The organism is Pseudopedobacter saltans DSM 12145 (genome assembly GCF_000190735.1).
Taxonomy (GTDB): domain Bacteria; phylum Bacteroidota; class Bacteroidia; order Sphingobacteriales; family Sphingobacteriaceae; genus Pseudopedobacter; species Pseudopedobacter saltans.
Genome location: NC_015177.1, coordinates 755828 through 774427 on the forward strand (window position 1 = coordinate 755828; position 18600 = coordinate 774427).

Sequence of the window (18600 nt, forward strand, 5' to 3'; positions counted from 1 at the left end):
ATATGCGTTTGTCACCTCCGAGTAATCGGAGCAAGCGCTGAGATTCTCGAAGGATCATTTCCAGAGGCTTCGATTGCGACAAGCCGGGAAACCTGGCAAAATGTGGTTGACAGGATACTAGTGCACTCATTGTGCCAGGCTTTCGATTTTCTGATATCTAATTTAATAGATAAATGAATTATTTTGAATTTTATGAACTTCCAGTTTCTTTTTCGCCAGACCAGGGGGTGGTGAAAAAGAAATTTTATGCCTTGAGCAAAGCTTATCATCCTGATTTCCATGTTAACGAATCGGAAGAACGGCAAAGAGAAATATTAGATCTGTCTACGCTAAATAATAAAGCTTTTCAAACTCTAAGCGACAGGAATAAGCTAGTTCCCTATGTCTTGGAACTATATGGGGAACTAAGTGAAGGAGAAAAATATGATCTTCCAAAAGCTTTCTTAATGGAAATGATGGAGGTAAATGAAGCGCTTATGGAACTCGAATTTGACTTTGATGCTGATAAATTGAAGCAAATAGAGACAGATGTAAAAAATATTGAAAAAAATCTCGATGATGAGTCACAAAACTTGTTTTCTGATTTTGAGCAAGTTAATGAGTCAGATAAATTGGATGTCTTGAAAAAAATAAAGGATATTCATTTTCGTAAGAAATATTTGTTGCGAATTAAAGAATCACTACTTATATTTGCGTCCCGTTAGACAGAAATGTCTAGAAAAAATGCCCAGCTGGCGGAACTGGTAGACGCGTTGGTCTCAAACACCAATATCTTCGGATGTGCCGGTTCGATTCCGGCGCTGGGTACCAATCCGGGCTCAAGCCCAAAAATTTAGAGGGTTGCTTACAAAAAAGCAGCCCTTTCTTATTGACTTTCAGTATTAGAGGCTATTCCCTATTCCGGGCAGCGGTCTCTCTTAGAGCGCCTGCGAGAAGTTTGAAAATTTGCTTTAATAAATCGACTCAGAAGCTCTGTTTTATTTCTTAATTCGCAGAGACTATCACTTAACTCTAAGGACAGCAGAACTGACTTAATGCACCGTTCTGCCCGTTGGGTATCTCTTCTGAGAGAATAATACTATATACCAGAATCCTTTCTACCTTTTACTTTCCACTTTTATATCATAGGCATACCTAATAACAATACTCGACGTATAAATAAAAGAAAGCTAAAATAGGGATTTTAAAGAGTTTTACTTCTATGAACCCTCTATAAACCCTCTATTATCTCACTAATATATCTCTGTAATAAAGCAGGTAATGTTGGCTTAAAGAGCCGTCTCTGTGCCAGAGAATTTTTGAAAAGGAAGTGCTTAAAAGAAGAATACTATGAAAAAAAACAGCTTTTTTCTAAGTAATGATCTTTCAGAAAGTACAAACCGGACATATTAGCTATTTCCTATTTTTTCTAAGTTGGCGCAGGTCTTTCTCAAAGATCCGCTTGGACAGCAGGAGACGGTTTTTCGTTGCAACAGCAACAATTTTCTTAGTGCGGGCAGCAGTCTCTCTCAGAGGGATCCTGCGATAAATTTCTCAATTCTCCGGAATGTACTCTATAATCGGAAAATGGATTTGTACCTACACCATGGCCTTAGGGAAGACAAGGTCCATCCCTACGCCAAAGCATTATGTGCCTTTGCTTCATGTACTTGCAGTGAAGGATAAAAATGAAAAAGCAATCTTGCTTAACGATAAAGAGGTTTTAGGTTCGCTAACAATGACCTCTGTTAAAATTGGTTAATAAGCCAATAAATGGATTTTTTGAATAATGATAATTTTTTTGAAATTATTTAAAACTGTCTGTAAAAGAATTAGTTGATTAGAATACCAGGCATTGAAATTTCCAATATGACTATACTTGTTTGGGAAAATTGTTGTAAAAAACAGTAACCCCAAGTTGTTGTTGAGACTATGTGACTGACTTTTACAGGATCTCATAAAACAGGGAAAAATAAATATTATAGTAATTGGTTAATAAATTATTAAAATAAATATGAAACTTGGAATCACAGGAGCTACCGGACAACTTGGTCGTTTGGTGGTAGAAAAATTAAAACAACGTGTAAATGCAGGAAATTTGGTAGCACTTGTTCGTTCGCCGGAAAAGGCAGCGGATTTGGGAATTGAAGCAAGAAATTTTGATTATACAAAACCAGAGACGCTTACAGAGGGGTTAAAGGGTATTGACCATCTTTTATTGATTTCCGCTAGTGAGGTCGGTCAGCGTATAACGCAGCACCAAAACATTATTCGGGCTGCGGAGACTGCCGGGGTGAAATGGATAGTTTATACCAGTTTACTTCATGCAGATACTTCCACATTAAGCCTTGCCGAAGAGCATATCGAAACAGAGAAATTACTAAAGGAGTCTGGTATCCCATATACCATTTTAAGAAATGGGTGGTATACAGAAAACTATACCGGTTCTGTCCACGGGGCACTTAGTACGGGGGCTTTTGTAGGCAGTGCGGGAGAGGGTAAAATTTCATCCGCTACCCGCGAGGATTTTGCTGAAGCAGCAGCTATTGTGTTTTCTGGTGAAGGCCATGTGGGAAAAGTGTATGAGTTAGCCGGTGATGAGGCTTATACACTTAAAGATTTGGCAGCGGAAATCTCTAAACAAACGGGAAAAACTATCCCTTACAATAATTTGTCTGAAGCAGAGTATGCTCAGGTATTAAGTTCTGTTGGTTTACCAGAAGGATTGGCACAGGCGTATGCAGGTTTTGATACCGGAGCCGCAAAAGGTGATTTGTTCGATGATAGTAAAGCACTTTCCAAATTGCTTGGAAGACCAACCACATCATTGTCTGATGCAGTAAAAAAAGCTTTAGCTTGATACAAATATAAATTATTGCAGACGCTGATTATTTGCAGGGTAAATAAGAAAGAGAAATCTGCAGAAATTTCTCTTTCATGATATTTTGTGAGAATTTCTATCTGTTGATCACAGATAATACTTTTTCTAAGTCTTCCGGTGTATCAATAGCGAGAGTTTCGGAATCGGTAAAAGAAACTTTAATGCGATAGCCATTTTCAAGCCATCTTAATTGTTCTAATGATTCGGCCATTTCTAATGAGCTTATAGATAGTTTGGATATTTCTTTAAGAACATTAACCGTATATCCGTATATACCAATATGTTTATAGAATGTATGATGTTTTAACCAGTCTTTTTTATCGTAGTTTCTTAAAAAAGGCACTGTTTCACGGCTAAAATATAAAGCTTCGTTTTTTGAATTTAACAGTACTTTAGGAGTATTGTTGTTAAAGAGTTCGTCCTGGGTTTTTATCTTTTTTACCAAAGTAGCCAGTTGAGTATCTGCTGAATTGAAACATGCAGCTACCAGATTAATTTGATTTGGATCAACCAATGGTTCGTCTCCCTGGATATTGATGATAGCATCGTAACCTGTAACTTTTTCTGCAATTTCTGCACATCGATCTGTGCCGCTTTGATGGTCAGAAGAAGTCATAATAACGTTTCCATTAAATGATTTCACGGTATCGTAAATACGTTTGTCATCTGTGGCGACAACCAAATCATTTAAAGTTGTTGCCGAGGACGACTTTTCGTAGACCCTCTGTATCATTGTTTTTCCAGCTATATCTACCAACGGCTTTCCAGGAAATCGCGTAGAGGCAAATCTGGCGGGTATCACTCCTAAAATTTTCATGAGAGAATTATTTAAAAAGGCTGTGAATTTCTTTTTCTACACTATCTACGATAAAACCCAAATCATCAGATTTATTTGCAAAATCAAGCTTGTCTTTGTCAAGTACCAATAATTTACCTTGATTATAACCTTTTATCCATGCATCGTATTTTTCGTTCAGTTTTTGAAGGTAATCAAGTCTTATGGAAGCTTCGTACTCTCTTCCTCTGCGTTGGATGTTTTCTACAAGCGTAGGAACAGAAGCTTTAAGATAAATCAGTAAATCCGGAGCTTTAAGAAATGATGTAATATTATCGAAAATTGCTCTATAGTTTCCGTAATCTCTTGAAGTCATTAAACCCATTTCATGCAGATTTTCTGCAAAAATGAAAGCGTCTTCATAAATAGTTCTATCCTGAATTACGTTTCTGTTTGTATCTGCCTGTATTTCCCTTATCTGTTGAAATCTACTGTTAAGGAAATAAATTTGAAGATTGAAACTCCATCTTTTCATATCATTGTAGAAGTCCTCTAAGTAAGGGTTTCCATCCACAGATTCGAACAAAGCTTCCCAATTGTAATTCTTAGCTAATAATTCTGTAAGTGTGGTTTTTCCGGCTCCAATATTACCAACAACAGCTATATGCATATTTGCTTTTTTATGTCTTTAAATGATTAAAACGGTCTAAAACCAATAATTTCTCTCACCTCTTTCATTGTTTTTGTTGCACTTTCTCTGGCTTTTTCAGCTCCTAATCTAATAACCTTTTGCAGATATTCCTCATCTTCCGAAATTTCTTTTATTCTGGAATAAACGGGAGTAGTAGCTAATACCATATCTTCTGCCAATTGCTTCTTAAAATCGCCGTAGCGAATTTCGCATTTATTATATAAATCTTCAAAATGCTGCAAAGTATCCGCAGAAGAGACAATCTTCATCAAATCAAAGAGATTCTGAATGGGTTCTGGTTTTGGTTGGTTTATTTCTGTTGGACCAGAATCTGAAACTGCCCGCATTACTTTTTTTCTGATAATTTCGGGAGCATCCGACAGATATACACAGCTTGCGTCTCCGTTTGATTTTCCCATTTTTCCGTTGCCATCTAATCCTGGAACTTTAACAAGTTTATCGGAGTAAGTAAATGCAAAAGCTTCTTTAAAGTAGTCCACGTTGTACAATCTGTTAAAACGATTACCAAAAGTTCGGGTCATTTCCAGGTGTTGCTCCTGATCTTTTCCAACAGGTACTTTTGTGCCGTGATGTAATAAAATATCACAAGCCATTAAAACAGGATAGGTAAGCAAACCTGCATTTACATTGTCCGGATTGGCCCTAACCTTATCTTTAAAGGCAGTAGCTCTTTCTAATTCGCCTAAATAAGCATTCATGTTCATGTACAGATAAAGTTCTGCAACTTCAGGTACATGAGATTGTATATAGATTGTAGATTTTTCAGGATCGATACCAGCCGCCAAATATTCCACTACAACCTGACGAACTGTATTGTAAAGATTTTCAGGTGTGGGGTGCGTAGTTAATGAGTGTAAATCGGCTATAAAAAAGAAGCAGTTATAATCATTCTGCATCTTAACAAAATTGCTTAACGCTCCGTAATAGTTTCCTAAATGTAATTTACCTGTAGATCTAATACCACTTACTACTGTTTCCATAATAAGGCGAAAGTACAGAAAATTTATATTTTTGATTATATGAAAAGATTATTGATGTCGCTGCACCGGGTGTTTTACTTATTTTTTACGGTTACCTGTTTCTTTTCGCTTTATCCATTTTTATGGCTGTTTTCCCGAAATCAGTCTTATTATAAGTATGTTAATATCGTAAGAAAAATAAATGCTTTTCTAGCGTCATTTTTCTCAGGTATATTTTATAAGGCTAGCTACAAGCAAAAGATTGACTGGTCCCGAACTTATGTTGTTTGTGCAAACCATGCGTCCAATCTTGACATTTTTGCGGTGAGCGTTTTGTTGAAAAACAACTTTTTCTTTATGGGGAAACAAGAGCTTCTGGATAATATTTTCACGAGAATATACTTTCAGACAATTGATGTGCCGGTTGACAGAAAAAGTAAAATGAGTTCTTATAGAGCTTATAAAAAGGCCGAAGAACGTCTGAAAAATGGAATGAGTCTGGTGATTTTTCCGGAAGGAAAAATAGGAGATGAATACCCTCCGTTGTTGCATCCCTTTAAAAATGGTACATTTAAATTAGCTATAGAAAACAATATTCCCATACTTCCGGTAAGTTTACAAAACAATTGGGAATTGCTTTGGGATGATGGTGCGAAAACAGGTTCGAAACCCGGAATAAGTCGTATATATGTGCATAATCCGATAGAAACTAAAGATTTGACTGTAAAAGATGAAGAAAATCTTAAAAATAATGTTTTTGAAATTGTACATTCGAAACTGAATTATCCGGCTTACCCAAAAGATTTGAATAACGGCGATGAAGATTGATAAAGAAACTGTAGAAAAGATAGCTCACCTAAGCAGGCTTAGTCTGACAGAAGAGGAAAAGAAAAAATCCATTCAGGAGTTGAGTGAGATATTAAGCTTTATGGAAAAGCTGAATGAAGTTGATGTGGAAGGTGTAAGTCCACTCATACATTTAAATGATGAGGTAAATGTGCTGCGAGAAGATATCGAAAAACAGGAACTTACCCGGGAAGAGGCGTTGCAAAATGCTCCCCTAAAAAATGAAGAATACTTTAAAGTATCTAAAGTGATTAACAAATAGTTTGTAACAAAAAATACGCTTTGTCGCTCTTAATAGCATATTATCAATTAGACTCTGTTAAATGGATGAATTAATCAGAATACGGGATATAGGACGAAAGTATGTTATTGGAACAGAAACAATAGAAGCGTTAAAATCTGTTTCGTTGGATATTCATAAAGGAGAATTTGTAGCGCTAATGGGACCTTCCGGTTCTGGAAAATCTACTTTAATGAATATTCTTGGCTGTCTTGATACTCCAAGCCATGGAGATTATATCCTCAATGGAATTAATGTAAGCCACATGACGGACAATCAGTTAGCAACCGTTAGAAATAAAGAGATAGGATTCGTCTTCCAGACTTTTAATTTACTACCTCGTTACACGGCTTTGGAAAATGTTGCTTTGCCCTTGGTATACGCTGGCGTAAGTAAGAAAGAGAGGGAAGAAAGGGCTCTGGATGCTTTGATAAATGTAGGACTGGAAAATAGAGTAGACCATAGGCCTAATGAACTTTCGGGAGGACAGAGGCAAAGAGTTGCTGTAGCAAGAGCTTTGATAAATAATCCGTCTATTATTTTGGCTGATGAGCCTACCGGGAATTTGGACACCAAAACTTCCGTAGAGATTATGGCTTTAATGGAAAATATCCATATAAAAGGAAATACTATTATTTTGGTTACTCATGAAGAGGATATTGCTCGGCATGCACACCGAATTGTTAGGATGAGAGACGGACTTATAGAAAACGACGATTTAATATCGAAAGTTTAAAAATGAAGATTTATACTAAAACAGGAGATAAAGGTTATACTTCTTTGATAGGAGGGACAAGGATATCTAAACATCATTTAAGGATTGAATCTTATGGGACTATAGATGAGTTGAATAGTTACCTGGGGTTGATTAAAGATCAGGATATACGGGATAGAGACAAGGAAGTGCTTAAAGAAATTCAAGATAGATTATTTACAATAGGAGCGTTATTAGCCAGTGACCCGGAAAAGCAAACCAAAAAAGTGCCTGATCTTTTTATAAGCGATGTGGAGCTGCTTGAAAAGGAAATAGACTTGATGACGGAAATACTTCCTGCTTTGAGACATTTTGTATTACCGGGAGGAACAACAGCCTCCTCATTTTGCCATATAGCCAGATGTGTTTGCAGAAGGGCGGAGAGATTAGTGGTAGAACTTTCGGAAACTTCAATCGTTGAAAAATTAGTGATTATGTACTTGAATCGACTGTCTGATTACCTTTTTGTATTATCCCGAACTATAAATCACTTAAGTCATGTTGAGGAAAACAAATGGATACCGAGATTGTAATGTTTTAGTTGTAAGTAATAACTTTGTCAAGTTATGAACTGAAGACTATTTGGCCTTCAAATTGTTGATAACTTTTTTAGGAACTTTTAAATAATAATATAGCTTTGCGAATAAATTAAAATTCTAAATATATGTATTGGACGTTAGAATTAGCATCACACTTAGAAGATGCACCATGGCCTGCTACTAAAGATGAATTAATTGATTATGCTATCCGTTCTGGTGCTCCTGTGGAAGTTATTGAGAACTTACAAGCGCTAGAAGATGACGGCGAGCCGTATGAAAATATAGAAGAGATTTGGCCAGATTATCCTACTAAGGATGACTTCTTCTTTAACGAAGACGAGTATTAAGAAAAGCCCGAGTTTATCACTCGGGCTTTTCTTTTGTATACTGCTTTAGGATGACCTTTATACACCTGATTTCCGGGTGTATTTTTCCTTTGCTTTTTAAGAGATGTTTTTACAAAGTAATTGTAAAATTTTTGAAGCTATTTTTTGTTTCATATTTTCAATGAAAGCGGAGGAAATCTTTAAAATACAGTAGTAAAGTCCCTTTATTTAAGGATTTACCCTTAATTATTTAAAAATCTACCTCTTGATTTTTAGTCTCTCGACCTAATTTCGTTATCAATCATATTGAAATATGGTAACAGGTATTTCAATATTGTTTTGAATTATCAAATAAATATCTATTTTTGGTAAACCAATTTTTGGTAAACCAATTTGGATTTATTGGTAGAAACGAAAAGGAATAATCCCAATTAAACAACACCTAAAAATTATGAAGTTCAGAATTTATGCGAAAGGTTTTGTGTTTATGCTGATTTGTAGTGTTTTATTCACTCAAATAGCACTAGCCCAAAACAAAGTGAAGGTTCAAGGAGTGGTAAAGTCAGATAGTGGAGAACCGCTGCCTGGAGTATCGGTATCTATTAAGGATACTAAACAGGGTACACAAACCGGACCGAATGGCGAATTTACAATTAATGCTGCGGTTGGACAGATTTTACTGTTTAACTATATGGGCTTTAAGCCTCAGGCGGTTGGCGTGTCTAAAGCCGGAAGTATAAATGTAACCATGGAAGAAGTGGTTACGGCCATGAATGAAGTGGTAGTCGTTGGCTACGGTAGCCTAAAGAAATCAGCCATTACATCTGCAGTAAGCAAATTGGAGAATAAGAACTTGGATGAAATTCCAACTTCTCGTCTGGACAATGCCCTTATTGGTAAAATTGCAGGAGTTACCGTTCAGAATGTTAGTTCTGAAGTTGGTGCTGAACCTGTTGTACGTGTAAGAGGTTTTAACTCTATCAGTGCAGATTCATCTCCTTTGGTTGTAGTAGATGGTTATCCTGTTCCTGACGGTCTTTCGTTTGTGAATCCACAAGACGTAGAATCTATTGAAGTATTAAAGGACGCTGCATCAGCCTCTATTTACGGTTCAAGAGCAGCGAATGGAGTGATTTTGATCACAACCAAATCAGGTACACCGGATAAACCAAGAATCTCTTTGAAATCTTATTATGGTTTTAAAAATCCATATAAGCTGCATCCGATTTTAACTATGTCTGAATATGTGGATAAACTATATGCAGAAGCTGCTTTGAGAGAAAATGATCCATCGGTAGCTACAAATCGAAGAAATCTGATTACTAATCAGGAGAGAGCAGCATATATTATAGAAAATCAGATCACTGGTTATTCAACAGATTGGCAAGATATGGCGCTAAATGATAATGCTGGTATATACAATGTGCAATTGGGGATTTCCGGAGGTAAGAAAGATCTGAAATACTATATCTCCGGTAGTATGCAAAAGGACGAGGGGATTATGAAGTTTAGTCAGAATGACAGAACTACATTTAAAGCTAAAGTCGATGGTAATCTGACGAAGAAACTGAAATTTAGCTTAAATTTTAACCCGACATATATTAAAACAGACAGGCCTTCTGCTAATTATACAGATTATTATAGGTGGTATAGTTTTGTTCCGGCTTATCATAATGAGTTTACAGCAGCTTATGTGAAGCAAAATAGCCAATGGGCAAATATATTGCCAGGAGACTATGCGCAGGCTCGTCATTTTAATGGTTTAGCTTATTCAGGTTATATGCCCGATGGAACTTTTTGGACAAGCCCGGGAACAGTAGATCCATGGAGCACTCAAAATAACACACCTCTTTCCATAGCAAGCAGAGAATCCAGAGCAAGAACCGCTTATAGAATTCTTACATCGGGGGATTTGTCATATGAAATTCTTCCGAAGTTGGTGTTTAAGACTTCTTTAGGTGGATATTATAATTTTGAAGAGAACACAACATTTACACAAAGTAATGCTAAACAAGACGGTGCAGTAAACCAAGCTTTAGTTACTGGAATGCATTTTAAAGATTTATTATGGGAGAATACGCTAAACTATGCATATTCAAAAAGGAAGCACAATTTTACAGGCCTATTAGGTTACACAGCTCAGCAAACCTGGATAGACAATTCAAGTATGGCAGGAATGAATTTTCCAACTGAAAATTTCCAAACACTGAATCAAGCTGCTCAAATTGATCAAAGCAGGACTTTTACAACTAAGGACAGAATTGGTTTAGTCTCTTATTTAGGTAGATTGACTTACGATTATAATAGTAAGTATATGTTGACGGCCAGTTTTAGGACTGATGGAAGTTCTTACTTTGCTAGCGGAAGAAAGTATGGCTTTTTTCCATCTGTATCAGCAGGTTGGAATATTACCAGCGAGCCATTCATGAAAGATCTTAGCTGGTTAACAACCATGAAATTAAGAACAAGTTATGGGGCTACCGGAAATAATAAGATAACAAGTTTCTCGTATCAGGATTTATTGAATCCAGCTAATTATGGTTTCGGAGCGGGTACAGGTAATGTAAACCTGGGTTTATCACCAAACTCACCTGTAATTGCAAATCCATTGATAACCTGGGAACGCACTTTTGAATCTAATACGGGTTTAGATTTAGCTTTCTTACAAAATAGATTTAACCTCTCTGTAGAATATTATCGCTCGGTAACAGATAAATTATTGTTTAATCAAGCGGCAATGGCTTTTACAGGTTCAGAGGAATTCATCAACAATATAGGTAAAGTAAGAAATAATGGTATTGAAGCAGAATTTAGTTCCAATAATCTAAAAACTAAGAATTTCGAGTGGACATCTTCTATCAATTTTGCCAGAAACAAAAATAAATTGTTGGAATTGGGAGGAGAACCTTTCCAATATAATTATGGTGAAAGGAACGAGATTTATGCAGCAATAGTAGGGCAGCCGTCCATCCAGTTTTTCGGTTACAAAACCCAAGGAGTATGGAAATCTGCCGATGAGATTGCTGCTTCAGGAATTACATCTGCGATTACGAACTTTGCAGTACCAGGAGGTTTAAGATATGCGGATACTAATGGCGATAATATTGTCAACACTGATGATAGAGTTGTTTTGGGGAGTCCTTTTCCAGACTTTACATGGGGATTTTCGAATGCCTTTAAATATAAAAACTTTGATTTAAATATTTTAGTACAAGGCTCTCAAGGCGGAAAATTGATTAATGGTGACGCATATTATAATGAAACAAAGCGATTCAATAAAAATTATAATTCAAATAATCGTTGGTTGAGTGACATGTATCCGGGAGATGGAAAAACCCCGTATTTCACAAGTGGAGCAGATTGGATGGTTTCGGATTATGTACTTGAAGATGCCTCGTATATTTCTTTAAGAAACGTAATTTTGGGGTATACAATTCCTCAAAAATCAATTAAGAAACTTGGACTGAATGCAGTTAGATTATATGCTTCAGCGGATAATTTAGCTTATTTCATGGGCAAAGGATATAGAGGCATTAATCCTGAGGCCAGAGTGACATCAAATCAATATCAATCTCCTTTAGTAACTGGATACCAAAGAGGTGCATTTCCTTTAATGCAGACATTTACATTTGGTTTGGATCTGAACTTTTAATTGGAATTAACATGAACAAGATATTAAAACATAATAAAAAGTTACTGGCATCGATCTTCTTATCGGTATCGTTAGTGTCATGTCAGAAATCTATTGATCTTCAGCCTATTTCTAATGTTGGCGCGGAAGATTATTATAAAAACTTTAACGAAGTTAGTAGTGCACTTACTGGGTGTTACAGCGGTTTGCATAAACCACTATATAATGAATGGATGTTTACCGAATTAAGAAGCGATAATTCTAAACAGGGTGTGCCTAACAGTACCAACGTAGCTAACGCCGAATTGAACGCTTTGGATATGTTTACGTTAAATCCGTTTCATGAGAGAGTTTATGATTATTGGCTTGATACTTATAACAATATTAGAGCTATCAATTATGTGCTTAGGAGCCTGGGGGTTAAGTACGAGAATAAGGAAATTGTAGTTTCTAATGGTACCGCCGAAATGAGTGATGTACAAAGAAACAAAATAATGGGAGAAGCACTATTCTTGAGGGCATACCATTATTTCAATTTAGTTAGATTATTTGGCGGAGTGTTTCTGGTAGACAAACCTGTTAGTCCGCAAGAAGCCAAATTAATTCAAAGATCTTCTGTAAATGATTTATATGATTTTATCGTTGCAGATTTAAAAAAGGCAAACGAAGTTTTCCCGCATTTGACTTTTGCTACTATTCCTCAGGCAGATTTAGGAAGAGCTAATATTTGGTCATCAAAATCATTATTAGCAAAGGTTTATCTGACTCTTGGGCAAAAGAATGAATCTTTGATTTTACTGAATGACGTAATTAATAATAGTGGATATGGCTTAGTTTCGTCTTATTCGGATGTCTTTTCTATCTCTAATGAAATGAATAAGGAAATTATTTTTGCCATAAGATATAAAGCGGGTGGCTTAGGACTTGGGTCCCCGTTTGCTAATTTATTTGCACCGACAGGAAGTGGGAATGCTGTAGTGAATAATGACGGTAATGGTTATAATTTTCCAACAGAAGAAATGAAGACCATTTACAAGGTAGGAGACTTGCGTAAAGATGTTACAATAGCACAATACACAGCTACAAGACCTTATGTTAAAAAATTTCTTTCTCAGGTTTCTTTAAGATATGATGCGGAAAATGATTTCCCTATAATCCGTTATTCTGATATTTTATTAATGAAAGCTGAAGCTTTGGGATATGATAATGCAGATGGTGAATCAGTAGCCCTTATTAATCAGGTAAGAACGAGAGCGGGTGCATTAGATTATGGAAGTAACACAGATTTTGCTGGTAAATTATATAAATATCCGTCTTCTGGCACAGAATCTTTGAGTAATGCAGAATCTTTCAGAAAAGCTTTGCTAAACGAAAGGCGAATAGAATTTGCTTTCGAAAATCAAAGATACTTTGATATAATGAGACAGTCGGATGCGGTGGAGATTATTAAAAATCATTTTGCAGAAGAATTCGCTAATCATTATGTTAATATCATTCCTCCAATAACTTTATCTGCCCTACAGGCGAACGTTACAAAAGATCGGCTCTTGTTGCCAATCCCACAAAAAGAGAGAGATAAAAATGATCAGATAGATATTGGTCAAAACCCAGGTTATTAATATAAAAAAGATAAAGAATATGAAAAATATTAATAAAATATTCCTATTTCTTCTGATAAGTATGGGGATAATGTCTTGTAAGAAGGATGAAAAGCAAGCAACTGCTACTGTAAGTGTGCAAACACGGGAATATACTTTTAATATGGGGAATAAGAAATTATCCCCAAATAATGACATTAGTGTAAATGTGAAATCTGATGTAGGAGTAGAATCTATCTATAGTTATCTAATTAGAGGTAACAAACCGGACTCCTTAATCGGGATATTTTTTCCAGGAGAAGAGGATAATATAAAAGATTTGACCTTAAGTTTTTCTAATAATATTTTCCAAAGACCAGATCTGTCGCAAGTAGAAGGTATAAAGATGATGGTTAAAAGTTTAAATAATGCGGCATATGAAGGATTTGTGAAGATAACCGCTTATTTTCCGCATTTACCCAAGCTGTCTGGTTTTCCGGTTAATGAGAAGTTAAATGACCACGATCAGATTACCATCCAAGGAAAAGCCGAGTCGGAAAATGGAATTACTAAAATTGAAATTTTTGATGATTCTACAGGACCTTTTACATTAGTTCATTCAATAGATAATTTAAATGACATTAAAAGTTATAATGTAAATTATACTTATACTTATAGGCCAGAAGCAAATAATGTACAAATTGTACTTTATGATAAGGAAGACTTTTCTACAAGTCATCTCATGAAAATTGCAACAACCCCTTATATTTTAAGAACTGATTTAGTTATGAATGCTCAGGGAGATGCTACTACAAATACGGTTTCTAACTGGGTTAATGATTTTACCTGGACATCTTTTGGCAGTTGTGATTTACATGCGTTATCTAAGAATAGTACAGATCCTCTGAAAGATTATCAAAGGATAGCTTTCTTGTTTTATGGAACATCTTCTAACGCAACTTTTTATTCACCGTCAAATGCCTCTTCTGTTGCAAAGAATTATATATGTGGTTCTTCAGAGTGGGGAATACCAGGAACAGATATAGCTACGCTGAAAGCTACGAAATTCAGAGCACTCCTAAGGAATCAAAATGCAGCTACAGCAGCTGTATACGCGAATATCGAATCTGGAAATATTTCGACTTTAGATAATACTTTCTTTACTGGGATTACAGTTCCTGGTTCTAGCCAGGCGAAATATGTTGAGAGTCCTGCAGATACTCAAGCGGCAGATTTTAATGCAACTACAAGGAATCTGATCTGGATAAAAGTTCCAAAACAAAATGGTGGAGAAATTAACGTTATACTAAAAATAAAGGAAGTGAATTATGTTTCAACTAGTAATAAGTTTGCTACCATTAAATTCGATATGTACGTTCAAAAATAATGTGACTAAATAGGAAAGTCTAAAGATTTAAACGACATTGGTATTTCAACGACTTTAGGAGGAGAAATCTCTATCGCAAATATTTGTAAATGAGATTCTTCTCCCAAAGTTTTCGGGGAAATGACAATGATCTTTTTAGACAGTTCCGTTGCTATAAAAAAATATATGCCGAAATATAAGTTAATATTAGGAAGTCTTCTTTTTACTTCTTTGTTTTCATACGCTAAAAACATAACCGTTTCCACTCCTACAGAGTTGAAAAAGTCGGTTCAAAACGCTGTACCCGGCGATACCATATTTTTAGAAGATAAAGAATGGAAAAATGCAAATTTGGTAGTAGAAGGAAAAGGAACCGCTGCAAAGCCAATTGTTATTGCGCCTAAAAACTTAGGAAAGGTTGTTATAACCGGACAATCATCCTTAAAAATTGCTGGAGAATATTTGGTAATTAAAGGACTGCATTTTAAAGATGGTTACACGCCAGAAAAGGATTTAATCGTTTTCAGGGTAAATAATGATAGATTGGCAAACAACTGCCGTTTGACAGAATGCGTTATAGAAGAATTTAATAATCCAGACCGTTTCAGGAATGAAAACTGGATAGTGTTATGGGGAAAGAATAATCGGGTAGACCATAATACTTTTATCAATAAACTAACAGCGAGTCCTGTATTAATTGCTGAATTGAACGATGAACGCAGTCAGCAAAATTATCATAGTGTAGATCATAATTATTTTAAGGGACGTCAGCGTTTTGGTGGAAATGGAGGAGAAACGATAAGAATAGGCGTTTCGAGATACTCGTTGACACCATCAAGAACACAAATTGTAGATAATTATTTTGAACGTTGTAACGGAGAGGTTGAAATCGTTTCCATAAAATCTGGAGAGAATAATATCAGCAGAAATACTTTTTTCGAATGTGAAGGAGGTTTAGTGCTAAGACACGGTGCTAATAATACAATCACAGGAAACTTGTTTTTAGGAAATAACAAGCCATTTACCGGGGGTGTCAGGATCATCAATCCAGGACATAAAGTTACAGACAATGTTTTTATGGAATTGAGAGGAACCGCTTTCAGATCTCCTTTGTCTATCATGAATGGGGTACCTAATTCTTTAATTAATAGATACTATCAGGTTGTAGATGTACAAATAGAGAACAATACATTTGTAAATTGTACAGCTTTGACTTTTGGAGCCGGCAAGGATGCAGAAAGAACTTTATCACCACAAAAAGTAACTTTTCAAAGAAACCTTTTTGTTAATCCGAATAATCCTATTTACGTAGATAATAATAACGACGGAGGTGTTTCTGTATTTAATAATGTTATAGATAAGGCAAATTCGGAAAAAGGATTTATTCAGGTAAAAACCTCCTTTTTTACAAAGAATGGAATTAAGATTCCACAAGCAAAAGGCTACGGAGCCGATCCCAAAAAGCTTTCATTTATTACGTTGAATGATGTTGGAGCAAGGTGGTTTAATACGGATAGAACAAGGTCGGTAATCAATAATAAAGCGATAGCCGTAAATAAATCCAATATCAAAGAAATACAACAATATATTGACAAAGCAAACGCAGGAGATACTATCCTTTTAGCTGAAGAAGGGATTTATCGATTGGAATCGGAAATTGTGATCAATAAGCCGATTGTAATAGCGGCCAATAAAGCATTACATAGCAAACCTGTATTTGTAAATGCATCTTATAAAACCTTACCTGCATTGATAACCATAGAAAATGGAGGAAATCTGGAAGTAAGGAATATTGCTTTTCAAGGGGCTTTTGAAAGTTTTGGAAATGTGCAGGCAGGAATCAGATCTACAGATCAGCCAATGAACAGACACTATAATCTAACTATAGATGGATGTGAGTTTTATGATTATAATGAAAGTTCTTTTGCTGGGGTTAAAGCTTCGAAAAGCACATTAGCGGATAGTATTGTAATTAAAAATTCTTTATTTAGAAATATTTCCGGTACGGCTGTAAATGTTGCCGAAGAAAAAGAAGATAAAGGTTTTTATGGGGCAGAATATACAATTGTAACCAATACAGTATTTACCAATGTAATGGGGAGTGCAATAAATGTCTATCGTGGCGGAAACGACGAAAGTACATTGGGGCCATTTGTGCGGATAAATCATTGTACTTTTAATGAGGTTGAAAATAGAGAGCAAGGAACAGTAATCAGATTGGTTGGAGTGCAGGATGCTTCGATAACTAACAGCATATTTGCCAATAGTGGGCAAGGGGGAAGATCTATTGAATTTAGAGAGTTTAGATGGGATAATATAGTTGTTGATTATTGTGATTTTTATAACTCGGGCAGAGTAGAGTCGTTTTACAATAAGGTATTAGGAAAAAATATATATAATATTAATCCGGAATTTGTTGATTTGACTAAGCTGAATTTTAATTTAAAAAGCAGTTCTTCTTTAATCAGTAAATCTTCGGATGGAAAGGCATTAGGAGCGAAAATCAATTAATATCAATATTCAATGAACTATAAACAGTTAACCGTATCAGTATTTTTGTTGTTTCCGGTAATTTCCCAAGCATGTGCTTCCGAAAAAATAACAGACGGTATCAATAAAACAATTTCTGCTACCGGAAATATTTATAATATTTCTTCAGCAAACGAACTTAATGCCCTTAAATTGCAGCCAGGTGATAAGGTTATATTCAAGAAAGGTAACTGGAAAAATCAACAAATTAATTTCAAAGCCAACGGAACGAAAGAAAAACCTGTCGTTTTAGCAGCAGAAAAAGGTGGGGAGACGATTTTTTCAGGGAACTCTAACCTGAAAATTGATGGTAACTGGCTAGTGGTAGATGGTTTTGTTTTTAAAGATGGTTTTTCTGAAAAAGCAGATGTTATTCTTTTTACGAAAAGTACTTCGAACAGCAGGATAACAAACTCTTCGATAATAAATTATAATCATCCGGATAAAACTTTTGATTATAAATGGCTTTCTTTAAACGGCGAAAATAATAGAGTAGACCACTGTGATTTCACAGGTAAGACCCATCAGGGAACTACATTGGTAGTCTGGCTTGACGAGAAACCGAATCATCATCAAATAGATCATAATTATTTTGGACCAAGACCTGCTTTGGGGGTGAACGGAGGAGAAACAATAAGAATTGGAACCAGCACATGGTCTATGCATGATTCTTATACTTTGGTAGAGAATAATATATTCGATAAGTGCGACGGAGAAATGGAAATTATATCCTTAAAGTCGGGACATAATACGGTGAACAATAACCTTTTTTATGAATGTGATGGAACAGTAACTTTTAGACATGGAAATTATAATACGGTGTCTAATAATTACATTCTCGGAAACGGAAAAAAGAATACCGGAGGCATTCGTATTATTGGCGAAAATCATAAAGTCTTTGGTAACTATTTGCAAGGTCTGGACGGAAGTGGACTAAGAGCAGCTATTTCCATAATGAGTGCCTTGGAAAAACCTCAATTGCATGAATATTTTCAAGTTATTAATCCTCAGATAGTTGGTAATATTATTGCCGATTCTAAGGAAGGTATAGACATCGGCGCCGGAAAAAATGAGAAGAGAATGCTCCCACCTAAAGATGGATTTTTAAAAAACAACTATGTCATTAATACTCGCACAGTAATAAAGACAGAAAATGAGCCTGAAGGATTACTAATAGAGAATAATCAGACGGATGCTTCTTCTCTGCCAAAAGGTTTTACGAAGGTAGGCTCTGATTTGGTAAAATCAGACGGCATCTGGCAAAAGAAAAATGATGTTAAGACTCCGTTTTGGAAAAAGGAAAAGATTGGTCCGGAATGGAATAATGTTAAAATGAACTTTTAATTCAGGTTGTTTTAAGCTTAATTAAAGTAAAAGGTTATCCATAATTTGGGTAACCTTCTTATTTTCTGATAAATTATGTTTTCATTCGTTTAACTCAATATT

Annotated in this window: 16 protein-coding genes and 1 tRNA gene; 14 read left to right on the forward strand and 3 right to left on the reverse strand. The window is 35.6% G+C overall.

What is annotated here, in order from left to right:
* The first annotated feature begins 173 nt into the window (after positions 1 to 173).
* The 4 genes from hscB (at position 174) to PEDSA_RS03115 (ending at position 2839) form a co-directional block, all read left to right on the forward strand.
* Complete coding sequence (hscB, locus tag PEDSA_RS03105; protein ID WP_013631696.1) at positions 174 to 704, forward strand: Fe-S protein assembly co-chaperone HscB; 531 nt, start codon at positions 174 to 176, stop codon at positions 702 to 704.
* Positions 705 to 725: 21 nt separating this feature from the next.
* Positions 726 to 810: transfer RNA gene (locus tag PEDSA_RS03110), tRNA-Leu, on the forward strand.
* A gap of 736 nt (positions 811 to 1546) precedes the next feature.
* Positions 1547 to 1741 carry a hypothetical protein gene (locus PEDSA_RS20095; protein ID WP_148233487.1) on the forward strand — a complete coding sequence of 65 codons (195 nt, stop codon included), beginning with the start codon at positions 1547 to 1549 and terminating at the stop codon, positions 1739 to 1741.
* A 252-nt stretch (positions 1742 to 1993) separates the two neighbouring features.
* On the forward strand, positions 1994 to 2839 hold the full coding sequence (locus PEDSA_RS03115; RefSeq protein WP_013631697.1) for an SDR family oxidoreductase: 846 nt from the start codon (positions 1994 to 1996) through the stop codon (positions 2837 to 2839).
* A gap of 97 nt (positions 2840 to 2936) precedes the next feature.
* Here PEDSA_RS03115 and kdsB read toward each other — a convergent pair whose 3' ends face one another.
* From kdsB to trpS, 3 genes are read right to left on the reverse strand one after another with little or no spacing between them, the layout of a single operon-like run.
* Entirely contained in the window at positions 2937 to 3677 is a 741-nt protein-coding gene (gene kdsB, locus PEDSA_RS03120; RefSeq protein WP_013631698.1) for a 3-deoxy-manno-octulosonate cytidylyltransferase, read from the reverse strand.
* Between the two features lie 7 nt (positions 3678 to 3684).
* Complete coding sequence (locus PEDSA_RS03125; RefSeq protein WP_013631699.1) at positions 3685 to 4305, reverse strand: deoxynucleoside kinase; 621 nt, start codon at positions 4303 to 4305, stop codon at positions 3685 to 3687.
* 26 nt (positions 4306 to 4331) lie between these two features.
* A complete protein-coding gene (gene trpS, locus PEDSA_RS03130) occupies positions 4332 to 5327 on the reverse strand; it encodes a tryptophan--tRNA ligase (RefSeq protein ID WP_013631700.1) in 996 nt (331 codons plus the stop codon).
* 39 nt (positions 5328 to 5366) lie between these two features.
* Here trpS and PEDSA_RS03135 point away from each other — a divergent pair, with 39 nt between their 5' ends.
* The 10 genes from PEDSA_RS03135 (at position 5367) to PEDSA_RS03180 (ending at position 18498) form a co-directional block, all read left to right on the forward strand.
* Positions 5367 to 6134 carry a lysophospholipid acyltransferase family protein gene (locus tag PEDSA_RS03135; RefSeq protein WP_013631701.1) on the forward strand — a complete coding sequence of 256 codons (768 nt, stop codon included), beginning with the start codon at positions 5367 to 5369 and terminating at the stop codon, positions 6132 to 6134.
* Complete coding sequence (gene gatC / locus PEDSA_RS03140; RefSeq protein WP_013631702.1) at positions 6124 to 6414, forward strand: Asp-tRNA(Asn)/Glu-tRNA(Gln) amidotransferase subunit GatC; 291 nt, start codon at positions 6124 to 6126, stop codon at positions 6412 to 6414. Before PEDSA_RS03135 ends, gatC begins: the two co-directional genes overlap by 11 nt.
* Before the next feature lie 61 nt (positions 6415 to 6475).
* Complete coding sequence (locus PEDSA_RS03145; RefSeq protein WP_013631703.1) at positions 6476 to 7168, forward strand: ABC transporter ATP-binding protein; 693 nt, start codon at positions 6476 to 6478, stop codon at positions 7166 to 7168.
* 2 nt (positions 7169 to 7170) lie between these two features.
* Positions 7171 to 7719: a cob(I)yrinic acid a,c-diamide adenosyltransferase gene (locus tag PEDSA_RS03150; RefSeq protein ID WP_013631704.1), complete on the forward strand. Its 549-nt coding sequence runs from the start codon at positions 7171 to 7173 to the stop codon at positions 7717 to 7719.
* Between the two features lie 131 nt (positions 7720 to 7850).
* On the forward strand, positions 7851 to 8072 hold the full coding sequence (locus PEDSA_RS03155; RefSeq protein ID WP_002996718.1) for a DUF2795 domain-containing protein: 222 nt from the start codon (positions 7851 to 7853) through the stop codon (positions 8070 to 8072).
* Between the two features lie 430 nt (positions 8073 to 8502).
* A complete protein-coding gene (locus tag PEDSA_RS03160; protein ID WP_013631705.1) occupies positions 8503 to 11703 on the forward strand; it encodes a SusC/RagA family TonB-linked outer membrane protein in 3201 nt (1066 codons plus the stop codon).
* An 11-nt stretch (positions 11704 to 11714) separates the two neighbouring features.
* Complete coding sequence (locus PEDSA_RS03165; RefSeq protein ID WP_013631706.1) at positions 11715 to 13301, forward strand: RagB/SusD family nutrient uptake outer membrane protein; 1587 nt, start codon at positions 11715 to 11717, stop codon at positions 13299 to 13301.
* 19 nt (positions 13302 to 13320) lie between these two features.
* The gene (locus PEDSA_RS03170; RefSeq protein ID WP_013631707.1) at positions 13321 to 14646 is read left to right on the forward strand and encodes a hypothetical protein; all 1326 of its coding nucleotides are present in this window, start codon (positions 13321 to 13323) and stop codon (positions 14644 to 14646) included.
* A gap of 165 nt (positions 14647 to 14811) precedes the next feature.
* Entirely contained in the window at positions 14812 to 17136 is a 2325-nt protein-coding gene (locus tag PEDSA_RS03175; protein WP_041537242.1) for a polysaccharide lyase 6 family protein, read from the forward strand.
* Between the two features lie 12 nt (positions 17137 to 17148).
* Entirely contained in the window at positions 17149 to 18498 is a 1350-nt protein-coding gene (locus PEDSA_RS03180; protein WP_013631709.1) for a polysaccharide lyase 6 family protein, read from the forward strand.
* Positions 18499 to 18600: the final 102 nt, after the last annotated feature.